This is a genomic window from Tahibacter amnicola, assembly GCF_025398735.1.
Lineage (GTDB): Bacteria > Pseudomonadota > Gammaproteobacteria > Xanthomonadales > Rhodanobacteraceae > Tahibacter > Tahibacter amnicola.
In genome coordinates this window covers 4255752-4276881 of record NZ_CP104694.1, presented here as the reverse complement: position 1 = coordinate 4276881, position 21130 = coordinate 4255752, and the positions used below count along the sequence as shown (strand labels likewise).

Genomic DNA, 21130 nt, shown 5'->3' with positions numbered 1-21130 from the left:
GGGTTGTGCCTCAACGGTTTCGATCGTTTGCGGAGACGAGCGACGGGATGCCGCTCTCTGCGGAAAACCCTGGAATTCCCCCGTCAATCAACCGGCCGATGGAGCTCCCTCCACCTCCCGATTGCGACGTCGCGGCGACCCGGCTGCTGGTCGCACCAGCCCATGGGTTTTGCGCGGCCCGGAAGCCTTGCCCTTTTACGGAGCGTCGGTATCGATTGCCGTGTACTGTCCCTCGCCGTGCCAGCAAGGAGGAAAAATGTCGACAGGTGGTAGTATTCTGCAGACAGGCGGTACGATTTTTGGGATGGACGGTCTATTTGACCACTCGTCCCGCGCCGAGCTGCGCGTCCGGGCTGGCCGGTGGTCTGGCGCTGGTCCGCCTGGTGGATGGAAGCGCGCCGACGGTCGCGGGCGGCTGCCGCGGATCACGCAGCAGCTGCCGCTTGAGTTCGGTTTCCGACTCGCCGGGCGAGGCAGCCAGCACCCGCAGACTCCCACCTGCATGGATGGCAATCGGAATGCCATCGCGATAGAGCACGCGTGACCCGGCGACGGCCGGGACACGTTCTCCGGGCGTCACAGCCCCCACCAGATTGAGCGGATCAGCTCCTGCGACAACGACTGTAGTGCCGTCGTGCGGGCGCTTGCGTACCGCCCGCAGCGCGGCGACTGCTTCGGGCAGGGCGAATTGCTCGCCGGTGAAACCGGAGACGAAGCGTCCGCCGCGGATTTCGCCGCGGGCTTCCAGGCGGTGGTAGACGCGCAGCAGCTCGCGCCAGGGCGGCAGCCAATCGGCCTCGCGCTCGGTCAGGCGCCAGAAGACGACGCCGTAGCGGCGCAGCAGGGTGCGCGCGGCATGTTCAATTGCCTCCGTCCGGGCTTGCGAGTTGTCAGCGGCCGGCGCGGACCGCACCAGCGCCCAGCGGCCCGCGTCCTCCACGCCCATCCAGGATGGACGCTGCCGTCGGCGCAGCGGCGACGCCTTCTTTGCCGCCGGTGCCAGCAGGGCGCGCAGCCCGGCAAAGCTGTCGGCGTTGATCCGGCCGGTTGCGACCAGTTCACCCAGGGCGTCTTCCACTTCCGTGCGCAGCAGGCGCGTGGCGTCCTGTATCTCTTCGAAAAACGAAGCGCCGTGTGACGTCAGATGCGACAGCACTGCTTCGGCCCGCGAACTGAGTGGCGCTGATTCGTCCGGCGGTGGGGCGAGCAGTTTCCACAAGGGCAATTGGCGGCGTTGCAGCAGGCTGATCGGCGTGGTGCGCAAGGGGCCGCCGCGGCCGTGACTCTTGTCGGCCATGGCGCGCAGGCGCGCCCAGACTACGCGGCCAGCCCGGCACAGGTCGTCAAGCCACGCGATCTCGTATCCATTGATGCGTGCGGGCAGCAATTCGCCTTCCCATTGGCCGGCGCCGGCTTCGAAACCTTCCAGTTGTGCCAGGACGGCGGCGACGGCGTCGGGTCCTTCCAGGCGGGACTGCGGCGATACATGCTGCCAGTCGAACAGGAAACGCAGGAAGTCGCGCGGCTCCACCGGCTCGATCTCACGGCGCAGGCGTGCGACCGTGTAGCGATGGATTCGGGCCAGGAGGTGGCGCTCGCACCATTGCTCGTGATCGGCACTGAAGCGGCCGCGAATGACATAGCCCTCGTTTTCCAGGCGCAGAAGCCCTGTCAGGACCATCTCGGCGGGCAGTCCAAGTGGATATCCGAGCGAGGCGGCAGTGACCGGGCCCAGACCGGAAAGGCGTCCGCGAATGATCTCTGTCAGTGCCTCGTCCTCCGGGGCGGCTCCGGAGAATTCGGCAGGAAGGTGGCGGCTGTGCGGCGGCTCCCAGTTGCCGAAGACGCCGCGCAGCAACGGAATGCGCTCGCTGGGGACGAGCAGGGGCGAGGGCACGCCCGGCCGTTCCAGCCACGCGGCGCGGTGCCGCTGTATCAGCGCCTCGGCGAACGCGGGCCATCCGGCCTGTGCGCGTACCTCCTCTGCCGTCAGGAAGGTAAGCATCTGCAGCGCGTGATGCAGTTCCTCGGCATCGCGTGCATCTGGCCAGGCTTCGGTGACCACGCCGCGGATCGCTTCGGCGTCGAGCTGGCCGATCTCCTCGGCCGATTCGGGATTGCGCCAGCGTCTTGCCTGCACGGCCTGGGTACGGCGTTCCTCCAGGGGAGCATCATCCAGGAACGCATAGGGGCGGGCACTCAGGATCTCCGCCGCCAGTGGCGATGGTGCGGGCAGGTCGCGCGCGATGACGCGGGCTTCGCCGCGCTCCAGCTGGCGTAGCAGCGTGACCAGGCCGTCCAGGTCCATGGCCTCGTGCAGACAGTCGTACAAGGTCTGGGCGACGAGTGGGTGGTCGGGGATTTCGCGCTCGCCGACGAGGTTTTCCGCGCAGGCGACCTGGTCCGGAAAGACCGTGGCGAGCAGGTCTTCGGACTTCATCCGCTGCAGTTGCGGTGCGACGCGCGATCCGCCGAGAAAACGCGGCAGCGCCAGCGAGGTGGTGGCCACCCAGCGCCAGCGCACGCCGAACAGGGGCGCATCCAGCACGGCCTGAGTCAGCACATCGCGCACGCTGGCGGAATGCAGGTAGCGCGCGACGTCTTCCAGGGGAAAGCTGTGGCTGGTCGACAATGACAGCACAATCGCGTCTTCCGTCGCGGCCGCTTGCAGCTCGAAATTGAACTTGCGACAGAAGCGCTTGCGCAGCGCCAGGCCCCAGGCGCGATTGATGCGGCTGCCCAGGGGGGAATGAATCACCAGCTGGGTACCGCCGGATTCATCGAAGAAGCGCTCCATCACGATCTCGCGCATCGTCGGCAGGGTGCCCAGCGCTTCGCGTGACCGGCCCAGGTAATCGGCCAGCTGCAGGGCGGCGGCTTCGTCCAGGCCAATGGCTTCGACCAGGTGCCGCCCGGCCGCCGTGGCGTCATCGGTGAGCAGGTGATTGAGCGTCTCGCGCAGGCGAGACACCGCTGTCGAGAGTGCATCGGTGCGGCCGGGCGCCTCGCCTAGCCAGAACGGAATTGATGGCGGCTGTCCCTGGGCGTCCTCCACGCGCAAGCGTCCCCGTTCCACACGCAGGATGCGGTAGGACGCATTGCCCAGCTGGAACACATCGCCCGCCAGGCTTTCCACGGCGAAGTCCTCGTGCACGCTGCCGATGCGGACGGAGGCCGGTTCGAGCACCACGTCGTAGTCGGCTGTATCGGGAATGGCCCCGCCGGACGTGATGGCCGTCAGCCGGGATGCGCGACGGGCATGCAGCTCGCCATTGACGGCGTCACGGTGCAGCAGCGCTTCGCGGGCGCCGCGACGGTTGGCAAACCCTTCGGCCAGCATGCGCACGACGGCGTCGAATTCATCACGCGACAGGCTGCGATACGGATACGCCGAGCACGTCAATGCGTACAGGGTGTCTTCCTGGCAGTCGCCGCAGGCCACTTCGGCCACGATCTGCTGGGCCAGCACATCGATCGGTTGCGGCGGAATCTGCAGCGTGTCGAGCTCGCCGCGGCGGACTGCATCCAGCAGCGCCGTGCATTCCATGAGATCGTCGCGCGACTGCGGAAACAGGCGACCTTTCGGTGTCCCGCCCACGGCATGACCGGATCGCCCGACGCGCTGCAGGAAGGTGGATATCGCGCGCGGTGAACCCAGCTGGCAGACAAGTTCGACGTCGCCGATATCGATACCCAGCTCCAGCGACGCGGTGGCCACCAGCACGGCAAGATCACCGCGTTTGAGGCGCTGTTCCACTTCCAGCCGGTGATCGCGCGACAGGCTGCCATGGTGCGCGGCGACGCGCTCATGCCCGAGTTCCTCACTCAGGTGGCGGGCGGCACGTTCGGCCATGCGTCGTGTATTGACGAACACGAGGGTCGTGCGATGGGCGCGGACGAGGGCCGCAAGGCGGGCGTACACCTGGCTCCACGCATCGCCAGACATGACCGCTTCCAGTGGCGCATCCGGCAACTCGATGGCGAGGTCGCGCTCGCGCGAGTAGCCGCGGTCGACAATGCGGCACGTGGCGTTTCCTTCCGCATCGATCGCTTTGCTACCGACGAGAAAGCGGGCCACTTCCTGGATGGGCTGCTGGGTGGCGGAGAGACCGATCCGCAGCAGCGGACGTCCGGCGAGCGACTCCAGGCGCGCCAGCGACAGCGCCAGGTGACTGCCGCGCTTGTTCGGCGCGAGCGCATGGATTTCGTCGACGATGACGCTGCGCGTACTGGCCAGCACCCTGCGCCCCGACTCGGAGCCCAGCAGCACATACAGCGACTCGGGCGTGGTGACAAGGATATGCGGCGGCTTGCGCCGCATGCGCTCGCGTTCGCTGTCGGGTGTATCACCGGTCCGCACCGCGGTGCGGATTTCCACGTCGGGATCGCCTCGACGTGCCAGCTCCTCGCGGATGCCGGCAAGCGGCGCCTCGAGATTCACCCGGATGTCATTGGACAGTGCCTTGAGCGGCGAAACGTAGACGACGACGGTCTCGTCCGGCAGCGGGTTCTCCACGCCCTGGCGGACCAGCTCGTCGATGGCGGCCAGAAATGCCGCCAAGGTCTTGCCCGAGCCGGTGGGGGCGGCTACCAGGGTGTGCTGGCCGCCGGCGATGGCCTCCCAGGCTTCGCATTGCGCCGGCGTGGGCGCGGGAAAGGTGCTGCGGAACCAGGCGGAAACGGCAGGATGGAAGGCGTCGAGGGAAGCGGCGTGCATGCGGAACTCATCGGATCGGCCAGGCCGGCCGATCCGTCCACTATGGCGTGCAATCCCCGAACGTCAAGGGACTGCACGCCACGGGTCCCGTCGCTGACGGGCTCGGCTATTGGATCTCGAAGTGGAGCAACGAGACTGGCGTGGACGTGGTGACAGTCGAGGTGTTGTTGGGCTGCACCGGGTCCGTGGTGCCGGTCGGCGGGCTGACCGTGGCCGTATTCACGAGCATCTGCGTGGGGCCTGCCGGTGCGGTGCCCTGGATCGTGATCGTGACCGAGCCGGACGGCGGCAACGTGGGAACTGTGCCAGACACGGTATAGCCGCTGACATCAGAGCCGGCAACGCCCGGTGACGCGCAGACCGCGCCACCCGAGGCGGAACCACAGCTGGCGGTCACACCCGTTATGCCGAGCGGCAGAGGGTCGTTGTACGTGGCGCCGTGTGCCGGGCTGACGCCGTTGTTGGTGATCACCAGTGTGTAGCTGATCGGTCCGCCGCCTGTCACGGTGGGGAGGCCGCTCTTGACGATGGCCAGGTCTGCCTGGGGATCCAGCCCGTTGCTGTCGCTGTCGGTGGCGCCGTCGGGATCGTCCGGATCGGCCACGGTCACGGTGTTCACCAATGGATTGGTGGTCATGTTCGCGTCGAAGGCGACCGGAACCGTGATGTCGATGCGGTTGCCCGCACCGGACGCAATGCCGGCGCCGCTGATGCTGATGCTCGACGCACCCGTGGCGCCCGTCAGTGTGCCGCAGGAGGCCGTGCCAATGGGCGTACAGGTGGCGGGCGCGGACAAGGTGACGCCACCGGGCAGCGTGTCATTCACGCTGACGTTCAGGGCATCGCTGACGCCGTTGTTCACGACGGAAATCGTATAGGTCGCGCCGGCTCCCGGTGTATAGGTGGTGCTGCCGTCGGACTTGGTGACGGCCAGCGCCGCTGCCGCCGTGCGCCCGTTGCTGTCGCTGCCCACCGCGGGAATCGGATCGGACGGATCGGTGGCTGTCACCGAGTTGACCAGGGGATCGGCGGCCAGGTTGCTGCTGAACACGACTGGCACGCTGTAGCTCAGCTGGTGCGGTGCGCCGGGTGGCAGGGTGGCGCCGGTAACGGTAAACGTCGATCCGCCCGCACTGCCATTGATCGTGCCGCAGGTGGCGCTACCCGATGCGGAGCAGGTGGGTGTTCCGGTCAGGGTCACGCCGCCCGGCAGATTGTCGGTAAGGCTGACGGCGCCGGCCGCGGATGGGCCGGCGTTGGTCACCACGACGGCGTAGGTCGAATTGCCGCCGGGCGAATAGCTCGGAACGCCGTCGTCCTTGGTGACGGTCAAGCCGACCGTCGCCTGGAGCACGTTGCTGTCGCTCGCCTGCGCACCGTCGGCATCGGCCGGATCGGTCACCTCGACTGTGTTCACGAGCGGATCGGTCGTCATGGCCGGGTCGAACGCGACCGGGAAAGTCAGCGTCAACGTATTGGCAGCGCCCGCGGGAATAGACGCGGCGTTCATTGCCACCAGGCTGCCGCCCGCCGAACCGGTAATGGTTCCGCAGGTCGCGGCACCCGCGGCGACACACGTGGGCGAGCCGGTGAGCGTGACGCCAGCCGGCAGGGTGTCAGTCATGCTCGTATTCGCGGCGTCGGTGGGGCCGTTATTGCCAACCACCACGGTATAGGTCGCCGTCGCGCCTGGTACATAGCTGAGGCTGCCGTCGGTCTTGGTCACGGTGAGCGCGGCGGACGCATCGCGGGTGTCCGAATCCGTCGCGGTAACGGGCGTCGGATCGAACGGGTCGCTGGCGGTGGCGGTATTGGCGAGCGGATCGGTCGTCAGGTCCGAGGCAAAACTGACCGGCACGCTGAGCGACAGCGTATTGCCGGCGCCTGCCGGAATCGTCGCGCCCGCGACGCTGAAGCTCGTGTTGCCAGCGGTGCCTGTGACGGTTCCGCAGGTGGCCGCGCCGCTGGGCGTGCATACCGGTGCGCCGGTGAGGACGACACCCGCCGGCAGTGTGTCGGTGACGCTGACACTACCGGCGTTGGACGGCCCTGCGTTACCCACCACGATCACGTAGGTGGCGGTGCCGCCCGGCGTGTAGGTCGCGCTGGCGTCGTCCTTGGTGATGCTCAGTCCAGACTGGCCCAGCAAGGTATTGCTGTCGATGGCGGAGCTGCCGTCCGGATCGTTCGGGTCCGTCGCGGTCGCCGTGTTGACCAGGGGATTGACGGTGAGATTGCCGGCAAACGCCACGGGGACGGTGATCGTCAACTGGTCGCCCACGTCGGTGCCGACACTGCCGTTGCTCATGCCGACGACGCTGCCGCCGACGGTGCCGCTCATCGTCCCGCAGGTGGCGTTGCCCGATGCGCTGCACGTGGGCGGCGCCGTCAGGGTCACGCCCGCGGGCAGGTTGTCGGCAATTGTTGCGGCGGTGGCTGTACTGGGACCGGCATTGGTCAGCACCAGCGTGTAGGTTGCCGTGGCGCCCGGCGTGTACTGCGTGGCGCCGTCGGATTTGGTCAACTGCAGTGCCGTGAGCGGGTCAGGCGTATTGCTGTCGGTGCCCGTGTCCGGGGTGGGATCGCCCGGATCGCTGACCGTGGCGCTGTTGACCAGCGGGTTAGTGGTGAGGTCCGGGGCGAACTGCACGGGCAGGGAATAGCTCAGGCTGTTGCCGGCACCCGCCACGACGATGGCATTGGCGACCGCGAAGTTCGGCGAGCCGACGGTGGCCGTAATGGTGCCGCAGAAGGCGCTACCGGTTGCGGAGCACGAAGGCGTGCCCGAGAGCGTCACACCGCCGGGCAGCGTGTCGGTGATGCTGATTGCCGTGGCATCCGACGGTCCGGCGTTGGCGACAACCAGGGTGTACGTCGCGGTTCCGCCGGGCGTGTAGGTTTCGCTGCCGTCGCTCTTGGCGATGGTCAGGCCGCTGACACCCAGCAGCGTGTCCGAGTCGGTGGCGGTGACGGCCGACGGATTGTCAGGGCCGGTGACGGTGACGGTGTTGACCAGCGGATTGGTCGTCATGCCCGAGGCGTACTGCACCGGTGCCGAATAGGTCAGGCTGTTGCCGGCCCCGGCGGCGATGCTGGCGCCGGTTGCGCCGAACGTCGATCCGCCCGTGGTTCCGCTGAGCGTCCCGCAGCTGGCGGAGCCGGCAGCGACGCAGGTGGGTGCTGCCGTCAGCGTGATGCCGGCCGGCAGCGGATCGCTCACGGTCACGCCGGTCGCGTCGCTGGGACCGGCATTGGTGACCGTCACGGTAAAGGTGGCCGTGGTGCCTGGCGTGTAGATCACCTGGCCGTTGGTCTTGTTCACGGCCAGGCCTGTCACCGCGTCGAGGGCGTCCGAGTCGGAGGCCGAATCGGGGGTGCTGTCGCCCGGATCGCTGACGGTCACGGTGTTCACAAGGGGATTTGTCGTCAGGCCCGCGGCGAAACTCACCGGCACGGAATAGCTCAGGCTGTTGCCGGCTCCCGGTGCCAGGATGGCGCCGCTGACCGTGAAGGTGCCGCTGCCCGTGGAACCGGCAAGCGTGCCGCAGGCCGCCGTTCCGGTGACCACGCAAGTGGGGGATCCCGACAGCGTGACACCTGCGGGAAGGGTGTCGCTCACCGAGAGACTGGCGGCGCTCGACGGCCCCAGGTTGGTCACGGTGATGACATAGGTGGCTCCGGCGCCGGGCGTATATGTGGCCGAGCCGTCGGACTTGGTCACGCTCAACGCCGTGGTGCGCGTGACCGGCGTGGTCGGGGGCGTGGGGTCCGGACACGGTGTGGCGAGCGGGCAGCCCGGATCGCCGCCGCCGGCGACGGTGACCGGATTGGTGACGTTTGCCGGCGCATCCGGTGCCACGTCGACGGTGAATGCAAAGATACTGTCAGCGCTGGCAGCGAGTGGCGTGGTGCTGGTGCAGGTGATCACGTTGCTGCTGGCGGTGCAGGTCCAGTCTGCGCCCTGGGCGCCGCTGGTGGCGACGGCGCCGTCCGGCACGCTCAGGCCCGTTGGCAGTGCATCGGCGACCGTGATCGTGCCGCTGCTCGCCGCCAGTCCTCCGTTATGCACTGTTAGCGTGTAGCTGCCCTGCGTTCCGGCCACGAAATTGGCTGCATTGGCGACTTTGTTGATCGACAGCTGCGGCAGCGCCGCGATAGTGACGGTGTTGGGCGGGCAGTCGTTGTTGGCGTCGCTGATCTCGGTCACGGCCAAGCCCGAATCGGCCCGGCAGGTGCCACCGCTTCGCGGATTATCCAGTGAACCGGTGGCCGAAGGGGTGACGGTAATCGTGACGGCGAAGGAGCCGCCGGCGGGCAGCGTGACGCTGGTGCTGGCGGTGCAGGTGACCGTCGTCGTGCCGCTGCAGCTGATGGTTCCCGTCGTACCACCGGCGTTCGTCGCCGTGGGTGAGACGCCATAGGTCGCGCCGGTGGTCGGGAGGTCATCGACCAGAAGCGTGGTGGTGGCTGGAATCGTGACGCCACCGGCGCTGGCGGCGTTGGTGACCGTGACCACCCAGGTGAACGGCGTTCCCACGCTGCCGGTTCCGCTGGTGTTGTTCGTCTTGGCGACGGTGAGGTCCGGGCGCAGGGGCACCGTGACGGTGCTGCTGGGCGAGGTGACGCCGCCTGCCGTGGCCGTGGCGATATTGGTCACCTGTTTGGCGGTCACGTCGGCCGCGATCACGGTGTAGCTCGCGGTACAGGTGATTGATTCCCCGGGATCCAGGAACGCATCCAGGTCTCCGACGGTGGTGACGGCCGGACAGGTGGCAGTGGTCTTGTCGTCGGTAATGGTGACCGGCTGCGCCAGCGGGGCAAAACCCGAATTGGTCACAAGATAGGTGTAACTGAGCACGTCGCCCACGCCGCTGAAGTCGGTCTGGGTCGCGCTCTTGGCGAGGGTGAGCCCGGTGGTGCCGTAAGTGGCGGAATCGGGTGCAGAGGCGTAGGGCGTGCCGCTGTAGGTGCCCGAACCCGTGGCGATATTGGTGTGACTTCCCGCCGTACTCGTCACCGGCCCCACGACGCAGCTGACGATATGGTTTTCGTTGGCCGCCACGGCCACGGGCAGCGTAGCGGCGGCCCACGTCGCATTGCAGCTGGAAACGTCCAGCGTGTCGTCGGTGACACTGATGGGGCTCAGCGGCACATCGCCCGTGTTCTCCAGCGTGAAACGGTAGTACACGGGCGCGCCCGCCGTGACCGGAAGGAACGTCAGCCACGGGCCCGAAGCGCTGCTGCCCACCTGCTTGATCAGGCTGATCGACGGATCCGGTGCCGTGACGACCAGCGTGTCGGCGGCGGTATTGCCGTTGACCGTGGTGGCGTTGATCACATGCGAGACATTGCCGCTGGTGTTGTTGAGCGTGCCGGGTGATGCGGCGGTGACCGTCACGCTCACGCTGCAGCGTGCGCCGCCGGCCAAGGGCCCGGCGGATGACAGCGCGATGCTGTTGCCACCCGGATTTGCCACGACGCTGCCGCCGCAGGTGTTGCTGACGGCTGGCAGTGCGGCATTGGTCAGCCCGGCCGGGTAGCTGTCACTGAAGGCAATGCCACTGAGCGCGCTGTCCTGATTGGGATTGTCGATGTGGAACACCAGCACCGAGCTGGTTCCCGCGAGAATCGGCGAGGCGCTGAACCGTTTGCTCAGCACGGGCGGCAGCAGGACGCCGAGTGTGGCTGATGCGACGCTGGTGGTGTTGGTACCGCTCTCGGTGCTGGTCAGGAAGCCGCTGACGTTGTTCTTGGGACCGGCGGTTGTTGCAGTGACATTCACCGACACCGTGCACGAGCTGCCGGCTGGAATAGTGGCGCCCGTCGGCTGGCCGAAGGTCAATGTGGTTGCGCCGGCGGCCGGCGCCCAGGTTGGTGATCCGCCGCAGGTTGTCGAAGCTACCGGTGTGGCGGCCACTTGCAGGCCGGCCGGCAGGGTGTCGGAGAAGCTGGCGCCGGTCAGGGCGGTCGTGTTGGTGTTCGTCAGCGTAAAGGTGAGCGTGGTGGCGGCATTGACCGCGATCGGATTGGGCGAGAACGCCTTGCTGAGCGTGGGTTTCACGGCCGGTCCACAACCGGTGAAGATCACATTGTCGATATTGATATCAGAGCCGGAATTGGAGTTGCCGGCATTGAAGGCATAGATCCGGAAGTACGTGTTGCCGGTAGGGTTGAGCCCGGAATTGAAGGCGATGGTCCCGCCCGCGCCGAAGGTCGACCAGGCGTTTGCCGTCGACAGCGCCGTGGCGTTGCTGAAGACGGATGCGCCTGGTGGTGTGGGGGAGGTGCCGTAGTACACCGCCAGTCCCTTCGGGCCATTCGCTGTCTTGTACAAGGCGTCGAACTGCAGGTTTACCGAGGTGAATCCGGTCGTGTCCAGGGCGAATTCGAAATAGTCGTTCGTGCTGGTCGATAACGTGGGATTGGTATCGATGGCACCATTGGAACCCCACGAGCCCGTTCCGGCTGGCGTCACGGTGTTGTCGTTGGAACTGAACACAGGGGCGATTCCGGCGCCCGCAAATGCCGCAGCGGTGACATTGGCTGTTGTCGCAACGGGGGCGGTAGTGCTCATTCCCGTCGGGAAATTCCAGCGCGCCATCAATGCACCGCACAGGCCGGAACCATTGGGGGGTGCCGTGTTGACGGTCAGGTTCGCTGTCGCTGAGTGCCCGGTATCGAGCGAGCCGATGAAGAGGTTGCTCGTGGTGTTCGTGAGTGTGCCGGTCATCGACGGCGTGACGTTGAGCTTGATGACGCAGCTGCTGTTCGCGGCGAGCGTGCCGTTGGCAAAACTGAAGCTGGAGGCGCCCGCGACGGGCGTGAACGTCGGCGTCCCGCAGCCGGCCGTGCTTGGCGAGGGAGGATTGGCGATGGTCAGCCCGGCGGGCAGGTTGTCGACGAAGTTGTAGCCGCCCAGCGGTGCGCCGTTGGGATTGGTCAGCGTGACCGTCAGGACGGACACGCCGTTGATATTGGCGGGATTGGGACTGAAGCTCTTGCTGATCGTCGAAGCGGCGGGGTCGACGATGGCAGCGATGCGTGCGCCAGTGGTGTAGTCGGCGTTGTAGTGGAAGCTGCTACCCGAGAAATCGTAGAGCAGCGTATTGAGCGTCTGCGTGGTACCGCCGCCGCTGATGATACGCACGGTGTAGCGCGTCGTAACCGGGCTTCCGCCCGTCTTACCGGCGACACCGACACAGGCCCGGTAGTTCGGGCTGTTCGGATCGTTCTCCCACAGGCAGGCATCGGCGTACAGCTTGTCGTTCGGGTTCGCGACATAGACCGATGAATTGGCGGCGTAGGTCGTGGTGACAGCGAGAACCTGGAACACCGTGTTCGGGAAATTGATGAAGGCTTCGAACTGTTCGTAGCCCTGGGTCGCGGTGCCACCGACGAGCTCGATGGTGTAGGTGTTGCCAACGAGCAATGTCATCGTGCCACCCGCTGCCACCGAGGTGAGGCTCAGCGGGTTCGGCCCATATTTCACGTCGGTGATGGCGTTGCGGTTCTGAGAGATCAGGTGCTCGACATACAGCTCGCGCGGCGTTGGCGTGGACGCCGTGCCGGATCCATCCGTTGCGGTGATGTGGTAGCGCCGCGTCGTGTCGTACGCCGCGGCGACGGTGTTGACCTCGACTTCAAAATACGCGTCAGCGCAGCCGCCGGCAGCGATGGAGGGCAGGTTGATCGTCGACAGGCTGCCGGGGCGCAGGTTGACGTTGGCGTTGGCTGAATCCCAGACGAAGTTCACCGAGACATTGGTGGTTGCGACATTGCTGCAGACGCGAGCGCCAACCGGAAAGTGGCGCGGCCCGCTCGTTGGCGAGTTGCTGTCGAGGCCGATGATGTTCCAGGTGAGTGGTGACGCGGTGAGCGTGGCGTAAGCGGTACCGGATGGACCGAAAATCAGTATTGCCAACAGGAAGAGCCAGAAAGCGGCGGAAAATTGACGGGCACGCCAGGCTGAGATATGCATGCAACGACCTCGGTTAGGGTTCGTTCGTGCTCAACAGCAGATACGGGAATACTTCGGCAGCGGGCCGCCGCCCCCTGCAGTCGCCGATGACACCCGGTGACAGCAGGGCCAGGACACAGTGGATCAAAATCTATACGAATCGAAGGGCGTTCGGCCATCGGTCGCGATACGGCGACAGCGGCCTCGACGATATGCAGTTTCCGTACCTGTCGAGGTTGCCAGCTCACACGGCGCGTTGTGCCGCTTCCAGCTCGTAGTGGCGGAAGGCGTCACGCAGGTGATTGAGAAGAACATCCTCACGACAGGGCTTGGTGAGGAAGCGGAACACGGTGCCGCGGTTGACGGAGGCGATGACCGTGTCGAGGTCGGCATAGCCGGACAGCACCAGTCGTACCGTGCCGGGGTACAGCGTGCGAACACGTGAGAGAAATTCCGTCCCGCTCATTTCGGGCATGCGCTGGTCAGTCAGTACGACGTGCACTTCCCGTGTTGCCAGGATGTCCAGTCCCTTGGCAGCCCCGTCGGCGATCAGGATGTCATAGCCCTCGTCGCGCAGAACGCGCTGCAGGGAGGTGAGGATGTTGGTCTCGTCGTCAACGATCAGCAGGGTGCGCGGACCGGGCTTGTAGACCGGGAGGCTGAGCGAGGTGCGGCGCCGCATCTGCTGGATGAAATCGTCCGGCGGAACAGCCGGACTGAAGAAATGACCCTGGATTTCGTCGCAGCGGCAGCGGCGCAGATAGCTCGCCTGCGCCTCGGTCTCGACGCCCTCGGCGACGACCTTCAGATTCAGATTGTGCGCGATGCCGATGACGGCACCGCAGATGGCGGCGCTACCGGGCTCACTGGTGATGTCGCGCACGAAGGACTGGTCGATCTTTACCCGATCGATCGGGAAATGCTTGAGGTAGTTGAGCGAAGAATGGCCGGTGCCGAAATCGTCGAGCGAACAGCGCACGCCGACGGCTTTGAGCGCGCGTAGCGTCGCGATGGCCGTGCCCAGGTCGTGCATCACCGCGCTTTCGGTGAGCTCCAGTTCCAGCAGGTGTGCATCGACCTGATGCAGCGCCAGCGCTTCACGCACGGTCCGGACCAGATCATCCTGGCGGAACTGTCGCGGTGAGAGGTTGACCGAGATGGGACAATCCGGCAGTCCCATGCGGCGCCAGGTGGCAATCTGACGGCACACATCGTTGATGATCCAGGCGCCAAGCGGCCCAATCAGGCCGGTTTCTTCAGCCAGTCCGATAAACTTGCCGGGCAGCAGGATGCCCCAGGTCGGGTGTTGCCAGCGAACCAGCGCTTCGGCGCCGCAGATGCGGCCGGTCGCAAGATCGGCCTTGGCCTGGAAGTGCAGCACGAACTCATGCCGTTCCATCGCGCCGCGCAGCGCCGTTTCCAGCGCGAAACCGGCGGATTCGCGGTCACCACTGAGCGGATCGTAGAAGCTTACACTGCCGCCGCCGATCTCGCGTGCCGCGAGCATCGCGCTGGCGGCATTGCGGATCAGGATCTGCGCGTCCTCGCCGTCGCGCGGGAACAGGCTGACACCGACACAGGCGTTGGGATAGTACTCGCGACCGCCCAGGTGCATCGGCGCCATGACGGCGGCCAGCAGGCGACGCGCGATATCGGCGGCCTGTTGTTCGTCGCGCACGTTGTCGAGTACGACGGCAAAGCGGTCGCCCCCGATGCGCGCGAGGAAGGCGTCCGGGTCGAGCGTGGAACGGAGCCGTTCGGTGACCTGGCGAAGGAGCGAGTTGCCCGATTCGGCGCCGATGTTGTCATTGACGGAGCGGAGCTTCTCCAGGCCCATGTTGAGCAGGGCAACCAGCCGGTTTTCCGCTTTCGCGGTGCGCAGCAGCTCGCGCATGCGGTCGGCATAGGAGTTGCGGTTTGGCAGGCCGGTCAGTTCGTCGTAGTGGGACTGGTAGTCCAGTTGTGCCTCGACACGCTGGCGGTCTTCGCGCTCCCGGAAGGTGCGGGTGCCGAACGCCAGGTCATCGGCCAGTTCCGCGAGCAGTTCGATCTCGGTCGTGGTGAAGACGTCGGCGTCGCGCGAATAGATCACCAGCACGCCGGAGATCGCGCCGGCCTGGCGCAGCGGCAGCGAGATCGCGGCGCGGATGCCGTGCTGCGCCGCCCGCTCGAACCACGACTCGGTATCGACTGCTGCCGCGACGCCACTGGTGACGACGAACTGCCCGCGGCGGATGGCGTTGGCCGTCGGACTCGTGCTGTAGTCATCCTGGACGTCGATCGTGTAATCGGCCGCCAGCGCGTCATTGCTTGCAGAAACGTAGCTGACCGCGCGGAACGCGCCACCCTCGCCGGACCACTCGCCGGACCACGCTGCGACGTAGCCGCCGATATGCACGATACGATGCAGCGTCGCCGTGATGAGCTCCTGCTCGGATACCGAATGCACGAGGGCGTGGCTGCATTCCGAGAGCAGCTGCATCGCCCGGCTGGCGCTGCCGGGAGGTTCGTCCCGATCCTGGCGGGGGGCAAGCTGTGGTGGACCCAGTGCGGCCACTTCGCCACTGGCGATGATCCGCCGCGCCGGTGCCCGCTGCCGCGCCCAGGCGCACAGGCCGGTCAGTGCGAGTCCAACCCAGAGCGTGGCCAGACCGGCGAACCCTGCACCCGGCAGGAGATTGGCCCGCTCGTGAGCCAGCGTGCTGGTGAGTTCACCTGCGCGCTCGCGCAGTGAGCCAGCCAGTGACTGCAGCGTCTCGTCCGCAGCCCGGACGTGTGCGTCACGCTCCGTTCGAGTGGCAGCCAGTTGCAGAGAAACAGCGACATAGCGGTCGAATGCATCCGAGTAGGTTTGCAGCAGCTGCTGCGTACCAGACGGTACCAGGTCGCGCACCTCCGGGGCCTGGGTGTCGGCCAGCAACTGTGCCCGCATCTGCTGGAAAACTTCCACGTACGCATCGCCGCCCAGTGTCGCGAAATCGCGCTCGGCCCGGCGCAGACGATACGCATCCAGCAGCAGACGATCGTGACGTGCGCTGCGCAGTGCCAACTCCAGCGCCTCGTAGGCCAGGCGCAGTTCCTGGGCAATGCCCGTCTCGCGGCCGCCCAGTCGGGCCAACAGTTCAGCAGACTTGGCCGTGCTCGATTCGTAACCGGCCAGTTGCGATTCCAGTCGCTCCAGTAGCGTGGCGAACTCGCCTTCGTGCCGTAGTCCGTCTCGCAGCGGCGCGATCGCGAAGGACGCGGCGCGCCGCTCGGAGGGTGGCTCGATGGCATCCGTGGTGCTATTCCAGGGCCTTGCGTCCTGTAAATGGGCGCGGACCAGCTGCAGTTCCGTTTCCTGGCAGATCTGGATCAGGCGCTGATGGCGCAGCAACGCATCCTCGATGGCGTCCTGTGCAGTCATGGCACGCAGCCAGGACAGAATGAAAACCAGCAGGGCGACCGGCACGGAAATCCCGAGGACACTCGCGGGCGTCAGTCGCGCGGCGAAACGGACCAGTCGGCGTTCCATATCGTGGCTATTTTCCGGGATCGTCTACCTGCATATTCGAGACAACGGGAAAACGAAACACTCGGCGCACACGGGCCCGAGAGTGAACCTCTTCCTCCGCCAGAGCAAGAAGCGCTCCACCCCAGGGCGGGGCCACAAGGACCTCCAGGGGCGGGCTGGGCCGTTGGCATTGTTGATGCTCTATCCCTTCCGACCCGGTCGGGTTGATGGTTCTAAACCGCTGAAACGACGGGCTATTTCGGCGGGTGGACGGGTGACGGTGACGGGAAACCGGCACGGCGGCGCCGGAAAACCCTCCCGACCGACTGAACGACGACGCGACATCTGCCAGGAGGACGCCATGAACAGCCAGTGGATTCCCATCCGCACCGTGGAAGGCCAGCGCGAAGCAATGAACCGGCGCCAGCGCCTGCGTCCGGCCAGTCGCGCGCTGTTGCTCTCGTTGCAGGGCAGTCTCACCGTGCAGGATGTCCGTGAACAGTTCCAGGCTCTGGGCGATGTGGAGCAGGCGTTGCGAAATCTCGAGAAACGCGGCCTTGTCCGCCTTGTCGACGGATTCGATACGGCCTGCGTCGCCATGGCGGGCGTGGCGGAGGTGATCGGACCGACTGCGACGCCATTGCAGATGGCGCGGCAGTTCATGGGCTGCATCGCCCACGCGGCACTGGGGCTGCGCGCCTTCTTCTTCACCTTGAAGCTTGACCGTTGCACGACCCGCGCAGGCCTGGAAGAGATGCTGCCACGGCTGCATCGGATGCTCGCCCTCAGCCGGGGTGACGTGTTTGCCGCCGCGATGGTGCGCCGGATCGACTATCTGCTGCTGCAGTCCGAGCATTCCCCGGGTACCGGAAAGCCGGCGTTTGGCTCCGGCCAACTGCCGGCCTGATTGATCTTGCAGTTGTGTTGGGGCTGTTTACGTTGGAGTAGTGATAAAAAAGTAGTTGTATATAACGGGAAACCAATTTTCATCCAATCGAAGAAGCCGCCATGCAATCGCCACGTGCAACTGCTCAGACAATGTCGGAATTGATGATGCTGCGACGCCAGCTGACCAAGGAACTGGAACAAGGCGCGAAGTACCGCGTCGGAAACGAGATCTTCAAACGCGCGAACGCCCTGTGGCGGGACGGACTGCTCACTCCGGCCGACTACATGCTGATTCGCGACGAAGTGGACTCGATGACGGCGACCAGTTCCCTAAGCACGTGATCGTCGTCGCGCCGTCGCATGCCAGTTGAGGATCCGCGGCGTCACCAGCGGGGCCAGCGGGATGTCGAGGGCCGCGTAGGCATCCAGCGCGTCGACCAACGTCCTCTCCAAGGGGGCCAGTGGTACGGCGGGTGAGTTGTCCCCGCCGTGCTGGCCGATGGCGTCGAGCATCTGATCGCACCAGCCGTACAGACGGTCGCCCTGCTGCAGGAGACGGTGACGCAGCCACGGCGCCACCGGAACGTGAACCGTATGGCCCTCCCGCAGGCAGTCTGCGACGCCACCACCTGCCAGCACGTCATAGGCGCCCCGGTACCATTCGGTATGGCCCGCGGCTCCGGGTGGGATGATTAGCGGTGCCGGCGCACTATGGGCGATAATCCCGGATCCCAGGCGCTGTTCGATACCCCGGGCTTCCTTGACCGAATCCAGTTCGATGAGCAGGGCGCGATCGAGGTCGAAGAACTCGTAGTATCGGCGGTGCAGTGTCTGGAAACGGTCCAGCGGGTCGCGGGAGAACCCCAGCTTGAGGATGTCCTCGAAACGGCAGGGCGCCACGTACACGTAGGCGCGGCCCCGGCTGACGGCGCGCGGACGCGCATCGTCACGTTGTATTCGCGGCGTCATGGGGGAAAATCCCGGGTTTCACCGGTTGCAACGGCCGTGGCGGGTTTGCCACTCCGTGCGGCGCCGGACCTGCCTGGTACCACCGTAAAGATGACATAACACCGTGAATATAGGGGTGTTCCTGCAGTCGACCAAGTGTCGCCGGCGGTCATCGCGCCCCTCTTGACAAGTACGAGTACGCGACTGATGTGGCTTGGTCTATGGAATCTGCGCTCGCGTATCGCTACCGTACGCCCCCTTCGCGTCATCCCAGACGCGCAAGCTAAAACAGAAAGGAGCACCGGATGAACAAGCAAGAACTGGTCAACGCCATCGCCGAGGACACCGGCACCACCAAGGCTGCCGCCGAAGCCGCCCTGAACAGCTTCATCGCCCAGGTCTCGAAGACCCTCAAGAACAACGAATCGGTGGTTCTGGCCGGTTTTGGCACGTTCGAAGTGCGTTCGCGCGCTGCCCGCAGCGGCCGCAATCCGCAGACCGGTGCCACGATCGAAATCGCCGCCAGCAAGGTGCCGGCGTTCAAGCCGGGCGCTGCGCTCAAGAAAGAAGTCAACGGCTGAGTATCGCCGTTACGCAATACGGTTGACCGGCGGCGATCGACCTTGCCAACAGCCCGGCAACCCACGGAGGCGACGATTCATCGTCGCCTCTGCTTTTTTCGCATCGGGTTCAGCCAGAGCCCGCGCCGTCCGTAAGCCCTTCCGTCGCGCAATGCGGCGTTTTTCACTTTCGGGAAATTGCCGCCCAGGGGGTGGGCTTGCCGGCCCCAGATCAGTCTCGTGTTGCCGCTGGCGCGTCACATACCCTGAATAGGATTGCTCGCCGGTGGCACGCTCGTGGCATGACTTCCGAGTGTGCGTGCTCCGGTGCCGGAAACGTGGCGCGGGGTGGCGGTGTTTCATCGGTGACGGGGGCCGATATGCAAGCAGAACTGACGCCGGCGCACCTTGCCGGCTGGACTCGATCGCGGGTCACCGAATTCATCGCGATTGCCAAGGCCGAGCTGGCGAGCGATCCGGGCAATGAGTCGCTCAAGCATCTGATCCGGGCGATCGAACAGCGACTGGCGGAAGCGGCGCCGGGTGTCACCTCGCCGGTCGCCTCCGGCGATACCAGCAGTGCCAACGACGCCTGACTGGCCTGGCTAGCGACGCTTGCCTTCCGCGCGGACGAATGCGCCGGGAGTGCGCCCGGTCAAGCGCTTGAAGTCGCGAATGAAGTGGGCCTGATCGAAATAGCCCAGGTCGTGTGCCAGGCGCGTCCAGTCGGCCGCTGATGCGTTGGCCAGTCTTTCCACGGCTTCATGCAGCCGGTAGCGGTTGATGACCCATTTCGGGCTTACGCCGACATAGTGGCGGAAGTGACGCTGCAATTGCCGGAGCGGGAACATGGTGTGACCGAGCACGGACGCCACGGTTGTCATTGACGGGGTCCGGGCGATCCGCGCGACCAGGTCGTTGATCGATTCGGCCACCGTATCGGGCGTGGGGCGGCGCGCCTGGAAGAACGCCTCGGCAAGTGGCACGAGCGCGGTGTCCTCGCTGTCGAGCAGGGCGCGCTCGATGGCGCGGCCAGCGTCGCCGAACACGGCGTCAATCGCGACGTGGCAATTGGCCAGGTTGCTGAGCGGTTTACGCAGGAACGACTGGAATCCAGCGGGTCGGAACTTCACGCCGAAGGCACGGCCGCGTCCCTCCAACAGGCGTGAGTAGCGTCGGGTGTGGACGCCGTAGATCCCGGACTGGCCCGCTTCGACCACCAGGTGCACGTTGGGATGCGGCAAGGTTTCCTGCAGCTGTGGCGGATGGTCCGGCAAGTCCCAGCGCACCATCCAGAAATGTTCCACGAAAAATGCCAGTGCCGGGTCGGGCGCCACGCGCCAATGCATCATCTGTTCGGGCGGCAGCTGCCGGCGCAGGATGCCGCGGGCTTTGCCAACGCCGGTCACCGCGCGCTCCGGTTGTGTGTGGGCGGGGCTGCCGTCGCGTTTTTCCAATCTGATCCGCCGGGATTGCGGTCAACTGGCGGCCTGCGCACCGGCGCAGATTTTCCCCACGGAATGGCGACATGCACTACGTTAGTTTCCTGCGGCTTGCAGTGATTACGGCCGCTGTGGCCGGACCTTCTTCCGGACACGGCACTGATCCATCGTCTTTATCGACACAGGCGCTTACATCCTCCGCCATGAATCACACTATCCAAGGTCTGTTCGACGTTTCCCTGGTTGCCCAGCCAACCGCAGAGGACGCCAGTGGCGCTATCCTCGGTCGGCGCAGTATCGATAAGCGTTATCACGGCGAGCTGGATGCTACCAGCCGCGGCGAGATGCTCAGTGCCGGTTCGCCGCAGACCGGATCGGCCGGCTATGTCGCGATCGAAAAAGTGACCGGAACTCTCGGCGGCCGGCGCGGTTCGTTCTATCTGCAGCACAGCGGCACGATGTCGCGCGGCGACCACGCGCTGCAGATCATCGTGATCCCGGATTCGGGGACGGACGAGCTGGTCGGGCTGCGCGGCAGGATGGGTATCCGGATCGCTGACGGCAAGCATTACTACGATTTCGACTACAGCCTGGACCCGCCGCAGGATCAGCAGGACTGAAGGGCAACGGGGTTGCCGCTGTGAAGACCGCCGGCCCGGCTGTCCGCGTATCCGGATCCCTCCTCAGGTGGTGGGTGCCGGATCCGTTGCGGTGACCGGCGTCATCCAGCCCAGCAGGATGCCGATGAGGAGACCGGCGATGTCGCGCACGAGGTCATCCAGATCGCCGTAGCGGCCCGGAATGACGAACTGCACCAGCTCTGTCGCGATCCCGATGGCAATCCCCGCGGCGGCGACACGCAGGGATGCGCTGATGCGCGAGCTGCCCTGCCGTCGCAGCAGGCCCGTCCACAGCCAGGCCATACCTGCGAACAGGGGCACATGCAGGAAATTGAACACCGGCTGCCATTCGGGATGCTCGCCGAGTGGCACCAGCAGGGAGGCCAGGCCCGCCAGCGAGACAACCGCGGCCATTACCCACGGGCGGATACGAACGGCAGACAACCTGAGGAACAGCGATTTCACGGACGGGCTTTCCAAAGCGTGCGATGCGGCGGTCCGGGGG

Annotated in this window: 11 protein-coding genes; 5 read left to right on the top strand and 6 right to left on the bottom strand. The window is 65.9% G+C overall.

All coding sequences use genetic code 11. The features are described 5' to 3' along the window. Positions 1-313: 313 nt before the first annotated feature. The 3 genes from N4264_RS16570 to N4264_RS16560 form a co-directional block, all read right to left on the bottom strand. Complete coding sequence (locus N4264_RS16570) at positions 314-4717, bottom strand: DEAD/DEAH box helicase (protein ID WP_261693347.1); 4404 nt, start codon at positions 4715-4717, stop codon at positions 314-316. Positions 4718-4823: 106 nt separating this feature from the next. Next, positions 4824-12695, bottom strand: a complete 7872-nt coding sequence (locus tag N4264_RS16565; RefSeq protein ID WP_261693346.1) for a DUF7933 domain-containing protein — start codon at positions 12693-12695, stop codon at positions 4824-4826. Between the two features lie 223 nt (positions 12696-12918). Beyond that, positions 12919-16188, bottom strand: coding sequence for an EAL domain-containing protein (locus N4264_RS16560; RefSeq protein ID WP_261693345.1), 3270 nt, complete (start codon positions 16186-16188; stop codon positions 12919-12921). Between the two features lie 340 nt (positions 16189-16528). Between N4264_RS16560 and N4264_RS16555 the strand changes: the two genes are divergently transcribed. Together N4264_RS16555 and N4264_RS16550 are read left to right on the top strand one after the other, a co-directional pair. Continuing rightward, complete coding sequence (locus N4264_RS16555) at positions 16529-17074, top strand: hypothetical protein (RefSeq protein WP_261693344.1); 546 nt, start codon at positions 16529-16531, stop codon at positions 17072-17074. A gap of 131 nt (positions 17075-17205) precedes the next feature. Then, complete coding sequence (locus tag N4264_RS16550; RefSeq protein WP_261693343.1) at positions 17206-17397, top strand: hypothetical protein; 192 nt, start codon at positions 17206-17208, stop codon at positions 17395-17397. Here N4264_RS16550 and N4264_RS16545 read toward each other — a convergent pair. Next, positions 17386-18024 (bottom strand): GIY-YIG nuclease family protein, encoded by a 639-nt coding sequence (locus N4264_RS16545; RefSeq protein ID WP_261693342.1) that lies wholly within the window; start codon positions 18022-18024, stop codon positions 17386-17388. The two genes, N4264_RS16550 and N4264_RS16545, sit on opposite strands and share 12 nt — an antisense overlap. Before the next feature lie 284 nt (positions 18025-18308). Here N4264_RS16545 and N4264_RS16540 point away from each other — a divergent pair, with 284 nt between their 5' ends. Both N4264_RS16540 and N4264_RS16535 read left to right on the top strand, forming a co-directional pair. Beyond that, positions 18309-18584, top strand: coding sequence for an HU family DNA-binding protein (locus tag N4264_RS16540; RefSeq protein ID WP_261693341.1), 276 nt, complete (start codon positions 18309-18311; stop codon positions 18582-18584). 359 nt (positions 18585-18943) lie between these two features. Then, the gene (locus tag N4264_RS16535) at positions 18944-19159 is read left to right on the top strand and encodes a hypothetical protein (protein ID WP_261693340.1); all 216 of its coding nucleotides are present in this window, start codon (positions 18944-18946) and stop codon (positions 19157-19159) included. 9 nt (positions 19160-19168) lie between these two features. Here N4264_RS16535 and N4264_RS16530 read toward each other — a convergent pair whose 3' ends face one another. Then, positions 19169-19972, bottom strand: coding sequence for an AraC family transcriptional regulator (locus N4264_RS16530; protein ID WP_261693339.1), 804 nt, complete (start codon positions 19970-19972; stop codon positions 19169-19171). A 236-nt stretch (positions 19973-20208) separates the two neighbouring features. Here N4264_RS16530 and N4264_RS16525 point away from each other — a divergent pair, with 236 nt between their 5' ends. Next, positions 20209-20625 carry a DUF3224 domain-containing protein gene (locus tag N4264_RS16525; protein ID WP_261693338.1) on the top strand — a complete coding sequence of 139 codons (417 nt, stop codon included), beginning with the start codon at positions 20209-20211 and terminating at the stop codon, positions 20623-20625. Positions 20626-20688: 63 nt separating this feature from the next. Here N4264_RS16525 and N4264_RS16520 read toward each other — a convergent pair whose 3' ends face one another. Then, on the bottom strand, positions 20689-21090 hold the full coding sequence (locus N4264_RS16520) for a VanZ family protein (protein WP_261693337.1): 402 nt from the start codon (positions 21088-21090) through the stop codon (positions 20689-20691). Between the last annotated feature and the right edge of the window lie 40 nt (positions 21091-21130).